Annotated in this window: 14 protein-coding genes; 5 read left to right on the plus strand and 9 right to left on the minus strand. The window is 72.0% G+C overall.

Translation table 11 applies throughout. From position 1 onward, the window contains the following. The 4 genes from ABT297_RS23565 to ABT297_RS23580 all read right to left on the minus strand — a co-directional run. A partial coding sequence (locus tag ABT297_RS23565) for an ABC transporter ATP-binding protein (RefSeq protein ID WP_350553223.1) occupies positions 1-908 on the minus strand: 908 nt, incomplete at its 3' end. Beyond that, positions 908-1,948, minus strand: a complete 1,041-nt coding sequence (locus ABT297_RS23570) for an ABC transporter ATP-binding protein (protein WP_350553225.1) — start codon at positions 1,946-1,948, stop codon at positions 908-910. The genes ABT297_RS23570 and ABT297_RS23565, both read right to left, overlap by 1 nt. Beyond that, positions 1,945-2,817 carry an ABC transporter permease gene (locus ABT297_RS23575; protein WP_350553227.1) on the minus strand — a complete coding sequence of 291 codons (873 nt, stop codon included), beginning with the start codon at positions 2,815-2,817 and terminating at the stop codon, positions 1,945-1,947. Before ABT297_RS23575 ends, ABT297_RS23570 begins: the two co-directional genes overlap by 4 nt. A 6-nt stretch (positions 2,818-2,823) precedes the next feature. After that, positions 2,824-3,777, minus strand: a complete 954-nt coding sequence (locus ABT297_RS23580; protein ID WP_350553229.1) for an ABC transporter permease — start codon at positions 3,775-3,777, stop codon at positions 2,824-2,826. 223 nt (positions 3,778-4,000) lie between these two features. Between ABT297_RS23580 and ABT297_RS23585 the strand changes: the two genes are divergently transcribed. Both ABT297_RS23585 and ABT297_RS23590 read left to right on the plus strand, forming a co-directional pair. Continuing rightward, positions 4,001-5,026: a ketopantoate reductase family protein gene (locus ABT297_RS23585; RefSeq protein ID WP_350553231.1), complete on the plus strand. Its 1,026-nt coding sequence runs from the start codon at positions 4,001-4,003 to the stop codon at positions 5,024-5,026. A 1-nt stretch (position 5,027) separates the two neighbouring features. Continuing rightward, the gene (locus ABT297_RS23590; RefSeq protein ID WP_350553233.1) at positions 5,028-6,680 is read left to right on the plus strand and encodes a thiamine pyrophosphate-binding protein; all 1,653 of its coding nucleotides are present in this window, start codon (positions 5,028-5,030) and stop codon (positions 6,678-6,680) included. A gap of 314 nt (positions 6,681-6,994) precedes the next feature. Here the strand turns inward: ABT297_RS23590 and ABT297_RS23595 are convergent, their stop codons facing one another. From ABT297_RS23595 to ABT297_RS23615, 5 genes are all read right to left on the minus strand, one after another. Next, the gene (locus tag ABT297_RS23595; protein ID WP_350553235.1) at positions 6,995-7,444 is read right to left on the minus strand and encodes a VOC family protein; all 450 of its coding nucleotides are present in this window, start codon (positions 7,442-7,444) and stop codon (positions 6,995-6,997) included. A gap of 532 nt (positions 7,445-7,976) precedes the next feature. After that, the gene (locus ABT297_RS23600) at positions 7,977-9,332 is read right to left on the minus strand and encodes a dihydrolipoyl dehydrogenase family protein (RefSeq protein WP_350553237.1); all 1,356 of its coding nucleotides are present in this window, start codon (positions 9,330-9,332) and stop codon (positions 7,977-7,979) included. Positions 9,333-9,773: 441 nt separating this feature from the next. Further along, positions 9,774-10,697, minus strand: coding sequence for an NADP-dependent oxidoreductase (locus ABT297_RS23605; RefSeq protein WP_350553239.1), 924 nt, complete (start codon positions 10,695-10,697; stop codon positions 9,774-9,776). A gap of 357 nt (positions 10,698-11,054) precedes the next feature. Then, on the minus strand, positions 11,055-11,537 hold the full coding sequence (locus ABT297_RS23610; RefSeq protein ID WP_350553241.1) for a hypothetical protein: 483 nt from the start codon (positions 11,535-11,537) through the stop codon (positions 11,055-11,057). 623 nt (positions 11,538-12,160) lie between these two features. After that, positions 12,161-12,379 carry a hypothetical protein gene (locus ABT297_RS23615; RefSeq protein WP_350553243.1) on the minus strand — a complete coding sequence of 73 codons (219 nt, stop codon included), beginning with the start codon at positions 12,377-12,379 and terminating at the stop codon, positions 12,161-12,163. Between the two features lie 146 nt (positions 12,380-12,525). On the opposite strand from ABT297_RS23615, the gene ABT297_RS23620 reads away from it, so the two are divergent. From ABT297_RS23620 to ABT297_RS23630, 3 genes are all read left to right on the plus strand, one after another. Then, positions 12,526-12,777: a hypothetical protein gene (locus tag ABT297_RS23620; RefSeq protein ID WP_350553244.1), complete on the plus strand. Its 252-nt coding sequence runs from the start codon at positions 12,526-12,528 to the stop codon at positions 12,775-12,777. A gap of 231 nt (positions 12,778-13,008) precedes the next feature. Then, on the plus strand, positions 13,009-14,139 hold the full coding sequence (locus ABT297_RS23625; protein ID WP_350553246.1) for a glycosyltransferase: 1,131 nt from the start codon (positions 13,009-13,011) through the stop codon (positions 14,137-14,139). After that, on the plus strand, positions 14,136-15,146 hold the full coding sequence (locus ABT297_RS23630) for a glycosyltransferase (protein WP_350553248.1): 1,011 nt from the start codon (positions 14,136-14,138) through the stop codon (positions 15,144-15,146). The genes ABT297_RS23625 and ABT297_RS23630 overlap by 4 nt, the downstream gene beginning before the upstream one ends. Positions 15,147-15,225 lie beyond the last annotated feature (79 nt).

Below are 15,225 nucleotides of genomic sequence, written 5' to 3' on the forward strand. Positions count from 1 at the left end.
TCCGCACCCGCTGCCCGCGGGCGCAGGAAGCGGCAGCCGGACGGCGGGTCGAGCGGCGAGGGCAGCTCGCCGCGGATCGGCAGCGGGGGCAGCGCGACCTCGGGGTCGGGCACGGGCACCGCCGCCATCAGCGCGGCCGTGTAGGGGTGGCGTGGTTCGGCGTAGATCGCCTCGGACGGGCCGATCTCGCACAGTTTCCCGAGGTACATCACCGCCACCCGGTCGCTGATGTTCTTCACCACGGCCAGGTCGTGCGCGATGAACACCAGCGTCAGCCCGAAGTCGGCCTTCGTCGCCTCGAGCAGGTTGAGGATCTGGGCCTGCACCGACACGTCGAGCGCCGACACCGGCTCGTCGCAGACCAGCAGCTCGGCGCCGTACATGAGGGCACGGGCGATGGACACGCGCTGGCATTGCCCACCGGAGAGCTGCGAGGGCAGCCGGTCCCCGACCCGGGCCGGGTCCAACCCGACCGCCTCCAGCATCGCGTCGACCTTCGCGGCGGCGCCGGCGCTGTCGCGGTGCCACACCCGCAGCGGCTCCCGCACGATGTCTCGGACCTTCCGGCGCGGGTTGAGCGAGGAGACCGGGTCCTGGAAGATCATCTGCAGCCGGGGCCGCAGCCGGCGCAGCTCCTCCGCCCGCAGCCGGGTGAGGTCGCGCCCCTCGAACTTCACCGTGCCGCCGGTCGGCGGCGGCAGCTGCAGGATCGCCCGGCCGGTGGTCGTCTTGCCGCAGCCGGACTCGCCGACCAGGCCGAGGGTCTCGCCGCGGGCGACGTCGAAGCTCACGTCGGACACCGCGCGCACCCGCCTGCCCCGGCCGGCCGGGAACTCGACCACCAGGTGCTCGACCAGGAGCATCGCGTCGTCGTCGCCGCGAAGATGCGCCGTACCACTGCCGGCCATCAGGCCTCCACGGAGATTGCGGGCCGGCCGGCGGTCCGGGCGTCGGCGCCGGCCGCCGCGGCGCCCTCGGGGGTGCCGACCGGGAACCAGCAGGCGTACTCGTGCCCCGGCGTCTCGGCCGGGCGCAGCGGGGGCTCCTCGAGCGCGCAGCGGGGCTGCGCGTAGCGGCACCGGTCGCGGAACCGGCAGCCCGGCCCGGGGTCGACCAGGTCCGGCGGCCGGCCGCCGATCGCGTCGAGGCGGGTGTGCGGCGGGTCGTCGATGCGCGGGATGGCCTTGAGCAGCGCCTCGGTGTAGGGCATCCGCGGCCTGGCGAACAGCGTGCGGGTGGGCGCGCGCTCGACGACCTTGCCGGCGTACATCACGACGATCGAGTCGGTCCGCCCGGCCACCACGCCGAGGTCGTGCGTGATGATGATCATCGACATCTCCAGCTCCTTGCGCTTGCGCTCCAGGAGGTCGAGGATCTGTGCCTGCACGGTGACGTCGAGGGCGGTGGTCGGCTCGTCGGCGATGAGCAGCTTCGGGTCGCGCGCCAGGGCCATCGCGATGGTGACCCGCTGGCGCATGCCGCCCGACAGCGAGTGCGGGTACTCGGCCAGCCGCCGCTCCGGCGCCGGGATGCCGACCGAGCGCAGCAGCTCGACCGCCTTCGCGCGGGCCGCCGCCCCGGACAGGCCGGGCAGGCACTCGGTGAGCTGGCGGCCGATGCGCACCACCGGGTTCAGCGCGGTCATCGGGTTCTGGAAGACCATGGCGATCTCGGCGCCCCACAGGCGGCGCAGCCGGCGGGCCGGCAGCTGCGCGAGGTCCTGGCCCTCGAAGCTGATCCGCCCGCTCGGGTGCAGGGTGCGCCGCGGCGGGAGCAGCCCCATGATGCTGCGGGCGAGCACGCTCTTGCCGGAGCCGGACTCGCCGACGATCCCGACCGACTGGGTGCGGCCCACGGTCAGCGACACCCCGTCGACCGCGTGCACGATGCCGCGGTCGGTCCGGAACCACGTGCGCAGGTCGTCGACCTCCAGCAGCGGAGCGGTCATACCGCACTCTCCCGAATGTCGAGCCGCTCGCGGAACCGGTCGCCCACGATGTTCATGCACAGCACGGTCAGGAACAGCACCGCCGCGGGGAGGAGTACGACGTGCGGGTAATCCGCCATGTCCTGGCGTCCCTCCGCGATCATCGCGCCCCAGCTCGGCCGCGGCGGCGGGATGCCCAGGCCGAGGAAGCTCAGCGTGCCCTCGGCGACGATCAGGTGCGCCACGATGACGAACGAGTACGAGAACACCGGTACCGCCACGTTGGGCAGGATGTCGCGGCGGATGATGCGGCCGCTGCGCGCACCGCCGGCTCGGGCCGCGAGGACGAACTCCCGCTGGGCGAACACGAGCGTGTTGGCCCGGGCCAGCCGGACGAACGTCGGCACGTAGATCACCCCCAGCCCGACCACCACGTTGGTCAGAGACTGCCCGGCGACGCCGGTGAGGACCATGAGGAAGACGAGGGCCGGGAACGCGAGCATCGAGTCGGCAAGCGTGACGATGGCGGTCTCGACGAAGCCCCGGAAGTACCCGGCGATCAGGCCGAGCACGAGCCCGATGGTGAGCCCGAGCAGCAGCGCCAGGGCGGCGACGATCAGCGAGACCCGCGCGCCGTGGACGATCCGGGACAGGATGTCGCGGCCGAGCGAGTCGGTGCCGAGCCAGTGTGCCCCGCTCGGCCCGGACCGGACGTAGGCGTAGTCCTGCGCGGTCGGATCCGGCAACGGCAGCAGGTCGGCGAGGGCCGCCGCGGCGACCACGATCACGAGCCAGGCCAGCGCGAACGCGTACACAAACCCGTGCCGGCGCGCGAAGCCGGGCACCCGAAAGCCCAGCCGCGGAGCGGCAACCTCAGTCTGCACAGCCATCTTCGGCTACCTCGCGGTTCTGACACGCGGGTCGATGACGCGGTACAGCAGGTCGACCGCGGCGTTGACGACGACGTACGCGACCGCGATGCACAGGACCACGCCCTGCACCATCAGGTAGTCGCGACTGGACAGGGACTGCACCATGAGCTGGCCGACGCCGGGCAGCGCGAAGAGCACCTCGACGACGACCGCGCCGCCGATCAGCCGGCCGATGTTGACGCCGGCCAGGGTCACCAGCGAGACCGACGAGGGGCGCAGCGCGTGGCGGAACAACAGGTACATGGTGCCGAGGCCCTTCGTGCGGGCCAGGCCGATGAAGTCCTCCTGCAGCGTGGCGATCACGTCGCTGCGCAGGATGCGCTGGTACAGCGCCACCTGGCCGATGGCCAGGGTGACCGCGGGCAGAATGACGCTCTGCAGGTTGCCCAGGAGACTCTCCGACAGCGGGACCCAGCCGGTCGCCGGCGCCAGCCCCCATTTCAGCGCGACGACGAAGATGAGCACGATGCCGAGCACGAAGTCGGGGATCGAGATGAACCCGAACGCCACCACGCTCGTGGTGCGGTCGACCGGGCCGCCGGCCCGGTAGGCGCCGTAGACCCCGAGCGGGATCGCGATCAGCAGCGCGATCACCTGCGCCAGGATCATGAGCTCGATGGAGACGGGCAACCGGTTCAGAATGGCGTCGAGCACCGGCTGGCCGTTGCGCGCCGAGTCGCCGAGGTCGCCTTGCAGCACGTTGACGACCCAGTGGTAGTACTGCACCGGCAGCGGCCGGTCGAGCAGGAGTTGCTGGTGCAGTGCCTGGACCGCCTCCGGGGTGGCGTTCTCGCCGAGCAGCGCCACGGCGGGATCGCCGGGCAGTAGGCGCAGCACCCCGAACGAGGCGGTACCGGCGATGATCAGCACCGCCAGCAACTGCAAGAGCTTGAACGCCAGGCCGCGCAGTCGAGCCACCCCCTCGTTTCTGAGTGCCGAACGCAGTTCTGTGTACTGACGCTAACGGCACGTTTCCGGCCGGTCAATAGTCCTTGCGGGCCGCTCGCCCCGCCGCGACATTCCGCTTCCGACCGGCGGGAACCCGGCGATGCGCCCGACACCTTGACGGCCCGCCCCGCGGTAACTAGCGTCGCGCCCAGACTCAGAACTGCGTTCTTATGCGAGAACCAGGGGAGGGATGATGATGGCACGGTCGACGGTGTGGGTCGTCGGGGCGGGGGCCATCGGGGCGGTCGCCGCCGCCCGGCTCGCCGACCGGCACGAGGTCGTCGTGGTCGACCCGTGGGCCGCGCACGTGGACGCCGTCAACGCGGCCGGACTGCGGCTCACCGAGCCGCTCGGGGACCACCTGACCCGCCCGCGGGCCGTGCTCGCACAGGACGCCGCCGGCGCCGACGTGCCCGACCCCGACCTGGTGCTGCTCGCCGTCAAGTCCACGCACACGCGCTCGGCACTGGCCGAGGTGCGGAGCCGGCTCGGGCCGCGAACGCCCGTCGTGTCGCTGCAGAACGGGCTCAACGAGGACGCGATCGCCGAGTGCGTCGGCGCGGATCGGACTGTCGGGGCGGTCGTGCGGTACGAGGCGGCGCTCACCGGGCCGGGCGCGGTGACGCAGTACAAAACGGATGGATGGCTCAGCATCGGCGAGATCGGCGGCCCGGCGACGGACCGCACCCGCGCGGTCGCCGCGATCCTCGCCGACGGCATCCGCACCGAGGTCACCGACGACATCTCGACCGAGCTGTGGACCAAGCTGATCCGCAACTGCATGCTCAACCCGGTCGCCGCGGTGAGCGGCCTGGGACTGCGCTCGATGGCCGAGCAGCCCCACGCCGCGCGCTGCTGGGCCGGCATCGCGCGGGAGGCGGCCGGCGCCGCGGCCCGCTCCGGCGTGCACCTGCCGGCGGAGGTGTTCTACGGAGTGCCGGCCGCGCGCCTCGTCGGCGACGGCCGCGTCGGCTTCGACGCGGTCGTCGCCGCGCTCACCGGGGCGTACCTGCGCTCCCCGGACGTGCGCCCGTCGATGCTGCAGGACATCGACAAGGGCCGCCGTACCGAGGTGGACTTTCTCAACGGCGAGGTGGCCCGCCGCTGCGACCGGCTCGGCATCGACGCCGCCGTCAACCTGGCGATCACCGAGCGGGTGCACGACGTCGAAGACGGCGCCGAACAGGGCGTCGCCCTTCTTCCCGAGGTGGTGGGCTGAGATGCGCGGACACGAGGCGGTCGCCGCGGAACTGGCAAGGGCCGGCGTCCGCGATGTCTTCGGCGTGGTCGGGGTGGGCAACCTGCACCTGGTGCACGAGCTCACCGCCGTGCACGGCGCGGTCTACCACGCCGCCCGGCACGAGTCCGGGGCGGTCATGGCCGCCGACGCCTACGCGCGGGTCAGCGGCGGACTCGGCGTATGCACCGTGACCCAGGGCCCGGGCCTCGGCAACACCATCACGGCGCTGACCGCCGCCGCCCGGTTCGGCACCCGCCTGGTGGTGATCACCGGGGAGATGCCGGCCTCGACCCCGAAGGGCTCGTCACAGGAGATCGACCAGGCGGCGCTCGTCGAGCCCACGGGGGCCCGCTACGCGCGGCTGACCGCCGACGACGACTGGACCGTGGCGACCGCCGAGATCCTGGCCGAGGTCCGGCGCACGAGGGTGCCGGTGGTCATCGGCCTGCCCAACGACGTACAGCAGAAGCCGGTGCGGACCTCCCCTCCCCCGCCCGCGGCGCCCGCCGGCGCCCCGCCGCCGCCCGACCCGACCGCGATCGCGGCCGCGGCGCAGCTGTTGCGGACGGCGGAGCTGCCGCTGATCCTGGCCGGGCGCGGCGCCCTGGACGGGCAGACGCCGGCCCTGCTGGCCGCCCTGGCCGAGCGGACCGGCGCGCTGCTCGGCACGACCCTGCTCGCGAAGGACCTGTTCGCCGGCCATCCGCACCAGGTCGGCGTCGTCGGCGGGTTCACCCGCCCGGCCGCCCGCACCATCGTCGATCGGGCCGATCTGGTCGTCGCCTTCGGCGCCGGACTCAACATGTGGACCACCAAGAAAGGCACGCTGTTCGACCACGCAGCGCTGGTGCAGTGCGACGCCGACCCCGGCGCGCTGCGCGCCGACGCGCGGGTGGGCCTCGCCGCCGACGCCCGGCTCACAGCCGAGGCGCTGCTGGCCGCCGCAGGGACCGCCCCGGCCCGCGTGCTCCCGGCCGAGATCACCGACGCGCTGGCCCAGCCGGCCTCCGAGTTCCCGGCCGGCACCGACGGCGTCGACCCGCGGGCCGCGATCATCGCCCTCGACGCCCTGTTGCCGGCGAACCGCACGCTGGTGATGGACGGCGGCCACTTCGTCGGCTTCCCCGGCACCTACCTGCGCGTGCCGGACCCGCACGCGCTGGTCTTCACGCAGAACTTCGGCTCGATCGGCCTCGGCCTGGGCGCCGCCGTCGGCGCCGCGCTCGGCCGCCCCGACGCGCTGTGCGTCGCCGTCCTGGGCGACGGCGGCTTCACCATGGCGCTGAGCGAGCTGGAGACAGTGGCCAGGCTGCGCCGCCCGATGGTGCTGGTCATCATGAACGACAACGGCTACGGCGCCGAGGTCCACCACATGCGGGCCATCGACATGCCGACCGAGCTGGCGCAGTTCCCGCCGGTCCCGTTCGCCGACGTCGCCCGCGCGTTCGGCCTGCACGCCGCGACCGCCCGTACCGTGGCCGAGGTGGAGGCGGTGGCGGATCTGCTCGACGGCCTCGACCGGCCGCTGCTGCTCGACCTGCAGGTCGACCCGTCCGTCGTCGCCGACTGGTTCAGCGAGCGCCAGCCCGCCTCGGGGCGCAGCCGTGCGGGCGGTGACGTGCCGAGCCGTTAGCCCGAGCCGAGGCGTTGCAGGGCCAGGGCGATGTACCCCCGTTGCGCCCGCTGACGCCAGCCGGCAGGGAAGTCCGGCAGTTCCTCGCGTTCCCCGGGGTCGATGAGGATGGCGAGGGCGCGCCCGACGGTGACGCGTCTGGCACGTCAAGATGGGCAAGGGCGAGGCCGGCGGCTGTTGCCTGTCCCGTCGCCTGGGCGCCGCCGCGGCTGAGGCCGCCGTGGTTAGATTCCGTCGGCGATCTCGCCCATCCGTCCGAGCGGGTGCACGGCGGCGAGGCGCGCATACGACGAGGCGTCGACCATCGCCCGTCTTCATGACACCGAGGGAGACGGCAACCATGGCGACCAGTCCCCCTCTGGGTCGGTGGTTTGCCCCACCTCGATCAGATAACCATCGGGATCGCGGATGTAGCAACGCATCTCGTATCGGTGCTGCTTCGGCGGCGTCAGGAATTGAGCACCCCGAGCGCTCCATTCGGCGTACACGGCCTGAATGTCCGCGACCCGAATATTGAGGAAGCTGCTGACCCGGTCGGGGTCGCGTGGCGTCTCCAGGGTGACCGCGGGCTTGTCGTCGGTCGGGCCTCCACCAACATTGATGACGATCCAGCTGTTGGCTAGCGCGACATAGGTCGGCTCTCCGGAGAAGACCACCCTGCCGCCGAGTACCTCGGTGTAGAAACGCCGAGAGCGCTCGACATCGTCCGAGACGATGAAATGGGCCAGCACAATTCCCCCTACAGGCGGTGTGAGCTCGGCCATCTAGCACCTCCACTGATTGGGAGTCATACCCGCTTACGACGGGGTCTGCAGGCGATGTTGCGGTGATCGGGGTTCAGCGATGGCGCGCTCATCGAAGTCGCAAGTCATTCACCCGGCATCACACTCCGGGCCCGAGTGGCGGCCGCCGTAAGTCACCGGGCACCGGCACCCCTGCGTCCAGTCCGCCGCGCTGTGCGCGGCTTGCGGCCGGCCGGCGCAGGCCCACCCGGGCGGCGGCGACCGCAGTCCGGGCCGCGATCCAGGCGACGGTCGCGGCGGCGGTGGCGGCGGTCAGCACCGTCCAGCCGGGCCAGCGCGGGGTGCAGGCGACGGCGACCTCCCGGGTAATGGGCGTCCCGCCGGAGATGCTGCTGGTGGCTCTTCGGGCAGAACGCGCGGCGCCTGGTCTTTGGTGTGGTCGGTCGGCTCGTAGTCGGGAAAGGTCCCGCCCGGGTGCGATGTCCCGCGCGCATGGCGTGCTCCTAACTGAATGTGACCCTGTCCTTGGCGTTCCCCGCGCAATCGGCGGATGTCATAGTGATCTCTGCGTGGCCGGCTCGCGGGCGGCCGTGATCTGGCCGCGGAGCGCCTTCAGCGCGGCGACGTAGATCTCTGAGAAGGTGGGGAAGGGCTGGATGACGTCCCGCAGCACTGGCAGCGGCACACGGGCGCGGATGGCCAGGGTGGCCTGCTGCAGCCACTCTCCGGCCTCGGGTCCGAGCGCGTAGGCGCCCGTCAGCCGGTCGCCGTCGGACAGCAAGGTCAGGAAGCCGTTGGACGTGGCGTAGGCGTGAGTGTAGGTGGCCGTCTTGGCCACCTCGGACACCGGGACGGTGGCGCTGAAAGCGGCCTCGGTGGCGCCGACTGCGGCCGCTTGCGGGTCGGTGTAGACGACGTCCGGTATGGCCTCGTAGTGGGCCTCGCGGGGCTCGCCCAGGATGTTCGCGGCGACGACCTCGCCCTGGTATTTGCCGACATGGGTGAGCAGCCGTATGCCGGTGACATCCCCGATGGCCCACAGCCGCTCGCCGGCGCGCAGGTGCGCGTCAACTCCGATGCCGTGCGGGCCAGCGGTGACGCCGACCGAGTCCAGGCCGGCGGGCATCCGCGGACGCCTGCCCGTGGCCAGGAGCAGGTGGTCGCCGCGCAGCTCGCGACCGTCATCGAGGGTCAGGACGTAGTCCGCGCCGTCGCGTCGCGCGGCGGTCGCGCGCATGCCCAGGAATAGCTCGGCGCCGTCGGCCCGCAGGACCTCGCCGAGCGCCCGACCCAGCGGCTCGGGCTCGCGGGCCAGCACATGCCCGGTGCCCTCGGCCAGAGCCACCTCGCCGCCCAGGCGGCGGACGGCCTGGGCCATCTCGGCGCCGACCGGCCCGCCGCCGAGGATGAGCAGGCGGCGCGGGACAGCCTTCATGCCGGTCACCTCGCGGTTGGTCCAGATGCCGTCCAGCTCGTGCAGGCCCGGGACGGGCGGTACGACCGGGTCCGAGCCGGTGGCCACCACCACGTGCCGGGCGGTGTGGGGCACGCCGTCGACCTCGACCACACCCGGCCCGGCCAGCCGGCCGGTGCCGCGGATCAGGTCGATGCCCTTGCCCGCCAGAAATTGCTGCTGCCCGGCGTCGGAGTAGTCCGAGACCATGACGTCGCGGTAGGCCAGCGCCTCCTGCACGTCGACGCGCGCCGTGGCCGCCGCCTCGCGAGCGCCGTGCACCGCCTCGCCGGGCCGCAGCAGCGTCTTGGACGGGATACACGCCCAGTACGAACACTCGCCCCCGACCAGATCCCGCTCGACCACGGCCACGCGCAGGCCGCCGTCGGCCAGCTCGCCGGCGCAGTGCTCGCCCGGCGAGCCGCCGCCCAGGACGATCACGTCGTGATCGCTCATCGCTCGGGTAGCTCCTCTCCGGCCTGCTCCCGGACCATGTGCTCGGCGTACCAGTCCGGCCAGTCCGGGGCTGGCTGGCCGATCCGGCGGGTGGTACTGGGATCACGGCCGGTCTGCGGACGGCCGCGCAGTGTTTCCTTCCCCGCGCCCGACCGCCTACACACTGCGGTGGCGGCTTGAGCGATAGCGGACCCGCAGCATGCCGCCGCCGATAGCCCGGCGGTGTAACGAGCAAGCGCAGAGGGCACACCTTCGCGCCAGGGCGATGCCGCGCCGGGCGTCGCCGTCCGCGCACACGTTCCCGCGCGGTGCGCCTGGGGAGGCAAGGGCCGACGTTCCTGACGCCTGGCGCCCTGGACATTGATGGCCGTAACGTCGGGCCATTCCTGGTCGTCACCGCCGATGGGCGAATCCTTGCGAACCAGCCCGCTGGCCGATCGGCTATCCGCCTTCCGTGACCCGGATGATGATCTTGCCGGGCACCCGGCGGTCGGGCGCGAACGCGGACGGCACCTCTGCGAGCGGCTGTACGGCCCCGATGATCGGCTTCAGCCTCCCGGACCGCACCCGCTCGGCGAGGTCCGCCAGCCGGAACCGGTCCGGCTCGACCAGAAAGAAGATCGCCCGGCCGTCAGCGGGCCACACCTTCGGCGGGCCGACGATCGTGACCAGCGTTCCGCCGGCGCGCACCAGCGGGGCCGAGCGTTCGAGGACCTCGCCCCCGATCGCATCGAACACCACGTCGACCTCGCCGACCTCCTCCAGCCGGTCGGCCCGCAGGTCCACGAACGCGTCCGCACCCAGCCCAAGTGCAGCCTCCCGGTCAGCGGCACGACCGGTGCCGATCACGTGGGCGCCCAGTTCGTGGGCCAGTTGCACCGCGATTGAGCCGACGCCGCCCGCGGCGCCGTGGATCAGGAGGGTCTGGCCGGTCTTGAGCTCTGCATGGTCGAACAGGCCCTGCCAGGCGGTCAGCCCCGAGATGGGCACGGCGGCGGCCACGGTGTGGTCGATGTCCGCCGGGAGGGGGGCGAGGTTGCGGGCTTCCACTGCGGTGTACTCAGCCAGCGATCCGTCGCGGGTCCAGTCAGCGATTCCGAACACCCGCTGGCCCACGGTCAAGCCGGTGGTGCCGTAACCCAACTCGGTGACAACACCCGACAGCTCGTGTCCGGGTACGCTCGGGGTTCGATCACGGCCGGCACGGTCGGTCCACGTGCCCGGCCAGTCCAGTTCCCCCGGGGTGAACCCAGCCGCGTGGACGCGCACGACCACGTCGTTTTCGGCCCCGTGGGGGTGCGGGATGTCGGAAAGCGTGAGCCCGGCGGCGCCGGCGGCACGGTCTCCTACGGTGATGGCTTGCACATAGGTTCCCCTCTGGGACGGGTTCACGTTCTGACGCGACCCCAGGCACGTAACTGTCAGACCGCGAGCCGACGCCTCCCGATGCGCTGTCCGCCCACCGCGGCACTCTGAACACAGGACTGGCCTGTCGCCGCAGGGCCTCACCTCGGGTCGTGCGTGCCGGGCTGGTTCCTTCCCTGCCGCTGGCGCAGTGATCGAAACCCGCCGGTCCTGCAGCCACGCCTCAGCAACCACCCGGCGCCAGGCCGCGTCCCGTACCGGCGCATGCCCCATCCTCTTCCCCTGGCCCGTGAGCCAAAACCACCGCGACGACAACTCCGGGGATCAAGCGCCGTGACCACTGGACCGAGTCTGCTCCTACGTGCCACCCGGCCGACCTCCCTGGCCGCTATCAATACGGTCGCAGCGGAACTGGGCGTCACCGCCGGATTCCGTGCGACCGAGGTGTACCGGACCGACCTCGCGTCCGCGACGGCGACACACCAGTGCCATGACCCGGGCCGGCTGGCACCCATCAACTGGTGATCGGCGTTCGGCTGCTGGAACAGCTACGCTCCGGTTGCAGGCGGAGACCCGTCTGGTGTCCACAGGTGGATGCCAGCCGCGATCGGGAATCGGCCGTACCGAGCCGACTCCGGTCACCACCAGCGCGCCAACGGTGAACATGCGGATTGCCGCAGCGCGGTCGCCGCCGATCAGTAGCCTGCCCTTGGGCAACCGATCCGCAACCAGGCCGCCGAACACCGGCAGCAGGATCGACGGAATGGCCCGTGCCGGGAGCACGCTGCCGATGTCGACGGCCGTCCCGCCAAGGCGGAACACGGCGAACGGGAGTCCCACCAGGGTCGGCCTGTCGCCGATGACAGAAATGGCTCTCGATGTCAGGAACAGCCCGAAGCCCCGCCGCCGCAGCAGCCGCCGGGTTGATGCCGACCCTCCGCGACCGCCGCTGCCGGCGACGCCATCGCAGCGCCCCTCCGCAGGACTAGGCCCGCCGGTGTGGCCCGGTCCTGCGCCAAGGCCTGAATCGCGGCAGCCGGAATGTCATCGGCGAAGCGGCAGATGGTGGGTGCAGGTTTGGACTGCACGCGGCGGGTAGCAGGTGGAAGCCGGGGCGGGCCGAGCGGGATGTGAAGGGCCGCCCGGCGGACGGGATAGTTGTAGGCAGTTCGGCAACAAGCGCCGGCGGGCGAAATCTGGGGGTTTCCCTGCCCGCCGGCGCCCGCCCGTCCGGGGACGCCGCCCGGATGCGCACGGTGACTGATTGCGCACTGTACGGGAAAGGTTGCCGTTCGCCACACCCGCGCCTTCAGTTTCGGGAAGATGTGGTCTGGGCCGGCGCGACGGCCAGGTGGCTCCACCGGAGTCGCCGCCTTCCGCAGCACGGCAGCCGTCGCGCCGACCGTGAACAGCACGACGCCCCAGTCCGAAGACCGCGGCGAAGACGGACGGCTCGGGGCGTCTCACCCGAACGGCTTGCCCGCGCGAGCTGCCCGCAGCGAGATCGCCCGAAGCTCCTCACATCCGTCGACGAGCTGGGCCAACATGCGGGCCTTCTGTTTGTTCACGTACGCCGCGAGATGCGCCCCCGTCTCGTCGCAGAGCCCGTCGTTGTCTCGTTCTGTCCGGTTGAGCTCCGGTCCGCCGGGCAGCCCGCTGATCCGATCGGCAGCGCCCTCCACGCAACGACCAGTCGCGTCGCGCCCGGGTCCGCGCCGAAGATGTAGGTTGGATGCGATGCCGCCCATCGGCGGCCGAGCCGGTGTCGAATGGTTGTCCATTGTGGACGATTGGCCGGTGTCGCGACCCGTCGAAGGGGACACACGCCATGACCATCGAGCATCCGACCTGTCTGCTGTACCTGCTCACTGTCGGCCGGGACAAGGAACTCGTGCTGCGGGTGCACGGCACCGAGCTCTCCATCGAGCAGCTCAACGCGTGGATGACGGAGGAGACCGTGCACCCGCTGACAGTGTCACGGTTCGGCGACGAACAGACCTCGACGCTGCTGCTGAACTTCCGGCACGTGGTCGGCGCACGGCTCGCCCCGTACAGCGAGACGCGCACCGGATCGTTCTGACCGGCTCGGCCGCGTGCTACGGTGAACAGCGTTGGCCCGTCTCGATCGACGCCCCGGGTCGTCGGCGGCGAATCGTCGCCACTATGGTGCTCGCACCGAATGACCAGCGCCGGGTAAGCATTCTGCGCTCGCCGGCCGGCGCCGCACCCGCCATTGAAAGGTGGGTCTCATGCCAGCAATGAATGGCAACCGCTGCGTCCATGCCGATCCCCGGCCGGACGGTCGTCGGCGATGACGATCTCCTACGGATTCCTGAGCACATACCCGCCGACCCAGTGCGGCCTGGCGACGTTCACGGCGTCACTGCTACGTGCACTCACCTCGCCGGCCGGTGGGGACCGCGCGGGCGTGGTGCGCGTGGTGGAGGCGACCACCTACGCGGATCGCCCGGAGGTTGTCGGACACCTGGTGTCGCATTCCCCCGGCGGCGACGTGCCGGCCGCCGCCGCGCTCGACCGCCACGACGTCGTGATCGTCCAGCACGAATACGGGATCTTCGGCGGCACCGACGGCGAAGACCTGCTGCCTGTGCTGCGCCGGCTGCGCGCCCCCGCGATCGCGGTGCTGCACACCGTGCTGAGCCGGCCCTCCGCACACCAGAAGGAGGTGCTCGAACAGGTCATCGCGCTCGCCGGCGCCGCCGTCACCATGACCGAGGCGGCCCGGACGCGGCTGGTCGCGGAGTACGACGTGGACCCGGACAAGGTCACCGTCATCCCCCACGGCACGCCCGGGGGACCACCGCTGCGGCTGCTCAACCCGTCTGGTGAGCCCCTGATCCTGACATGGGGGCTGCTCGGCCCCGGCAAAGGGATCGAGTGGGCGATCGCCGGGCTGCGGCTGGTCCGCCACCTGCTGCCACGACCGCGGTACGTGATCGCCGGCCAGACGCACCCCAAGGTGCTCGCGGAGCAGGGCGAGGCATACCGGCTCATGCTCTACTCCCGGATCCGGGCCCTCGGCGTCGCCGGCCTGGTCACGTTCGAACGTGCCTACCTCGAGCAGGACCGCCTCAACCGGCTGGTCGGGCGTGCGGATGTCGTGCTGCTGCCGTACGACTCGCCGGACCAGGCCACCTCGGGCGTGCTCGTCGAGGCATTGGCAGCACACAAGCCCGTCATCGCCACCGCCTTTCCGCACGCCGTGGAGGTGCTCGGCGGCGGTGCCGGTCTGCTCGTGCCGCACCAGGACGCTCCGGCGATCGGCGCCGCCCTCAAACGGGTGCTCACCGAACCCGACCTCGTCAGCAGCATGTACGACGAGGCCAGGCGCATTTCCCAGGGCAGCCGCTGGACCGTCGTCGCCGAGCGCTACCGCACCCTCGCGGCGACACTGCTGAGCCGGACGCCGGTAGCGCGTTGACCGGGCGGTACCCGCAGCCCTCCTACGACCACCTGCTGCGGCTCAGCGACGACACCGGGTTGTTCGAGCACGCCGACCACGCCGTGCCCCTCCGACGGCACGGCTACTGCGTCGACGACGTGGCGCGCGGTCTCGTGGTGATCTGCCGGGAGCCGGACCCGCCGGAGCCGCTGCTGCGACAGGCGGAGGTGTACCTCGCGTTCATCGTCCACGCGCAGTCGCCCGACGGGACATTCCACAACCGGCTCGGATACGACCGGCACTGGCTGGACAAGCCCGGCACCGGCGACTGGTGGGGCCGCGCGGTGTGGGGGGTCGGCACCGCCGCCGTACGCAGCCCGCGGCGCTCCGTCCGGGAATGCGCCCTGCGGTGTTTCGAACTCGCCGCGCGGTGCCGTTCACGCTGGCCCCGGTCGATGGCGTACGCCGCGCTCGGCGCCGCCGAGATCCTGTCTGTACGCCCGGACCACTCCGGCGCGCGCTGGCTGCTCAACGACGCGGCGGCGACCGTCGGCCCGGCCCGCGACGATCCTCGCTGGCCGTGGCCCGAGCCCCGGTTGACGTACGCCAACGCGCTGCTCGCGGATGCCGTGATCGCGGCCGGGCAGCACCTCGGGCGCCCTGCCGTGCTGGCCGACGGGCTGCGCCTGCTCCGCTGGCTGCTGGAGGAGGAGACGTACGACGGGCACCTGTCCTGCACGCCGGTCGGCGGCCGGCAGCCCGGGGACCGGCCGCCGGCCTTCGACCAGCAGCCGATCGAGGCAGCCACGATCGCCGAGGCTTGCGTGCGCGCCCTCCAGGTCACGGGGGACGAACGGTGGAAGGCCGGGCTCATCTCGGCGGTGGACTGGTTCATGGGGGACAACGACGGCGGCGTCAGCCTCTGCGATCCCGGCACCGGCGGCGGCTATGACGGACTCACCGCCGACGGGTACAACGCGAACCTGGGCGCAGAGTCCACGCTCGCCTTGCTGTCAACCCTCCAGCACGCCCACCGGCAGGCCTGAACCGCTCCACCCGCCGACATCGCGCGAAAGACACAACTTTCACCGCCGGTCGCATCGCGCTACGGAGGTTAGCGCCCGT

Source organism: Dactylosporangium sp. NPDC000555, from assembly GCF_040300025.1.
In the GTDB taxonomy this organism is placed as follows: Bacteria; Actinomycetota; Actinomycetes; order Mycobacteriales; family Micromonosporaceae; genus Dactylosporangium.

Bases quoted from the DNA above. Each gene is read 5' to 3' on its own strand.
- ABT297_RS23570 (WP_350553225.1), bottom strand. From the start codon at position 1,948: ATGACCGCTCCGCTGCTGGAGGTCGACGACCTGCGCACGTGGTTCCGG.
- ABT297_RS23575 (WP_350553227.1), bottom strand. From the start codon at position 2,817: ATGGCTGTGCAGACTGAGGTTGCCGCTCCGCGGCTGGGCTTTCGGGTG.
- ABT297_RS23585 (WP_350553231.1), top strand. From the start codon at position 4,001: ATGATGGCACGGTCGACGGTGTGGGTCGTCGGGGCGGGGGCCATCGGG.
- ABT297_RS23590 (WP_350553233.1), top strand. From the start codon at position 5,028: ATGCGCGGACACGAGGCGGTCGCCGCGGAACTGGCAAGGGCCGGCGTC.
- ABT297_RS23595 (WP_350553235.1), bottom strand. From the start codon at position 7,444: ATGGCCGAGCTCACACCGCCTGTAGGGGGAATTGTGCTGGCCCATTTC.
- ABT297_RS23600 (WP_350553237.1), bottom strand. From the start codon at position 9,332: ATGAGCGATCACGACGTGATCGTCCTGGGCGGCGGCTCGCCGGGCGAG.
- ABT297_RS23620 (WP_350553244.1), top strand. From the start codon at position 12,526: ATGACCATCGAGCATCCGACCTGTCTGCTGTACCTGCTCACTGTCGGC.
- ABT297_RS23625 (WP_350553246.1), top strand. From the start codon at position 13,009: ATGACGATCTCCTACGGATTCCTGAGCACATACCCGCCGACCCAGTGC.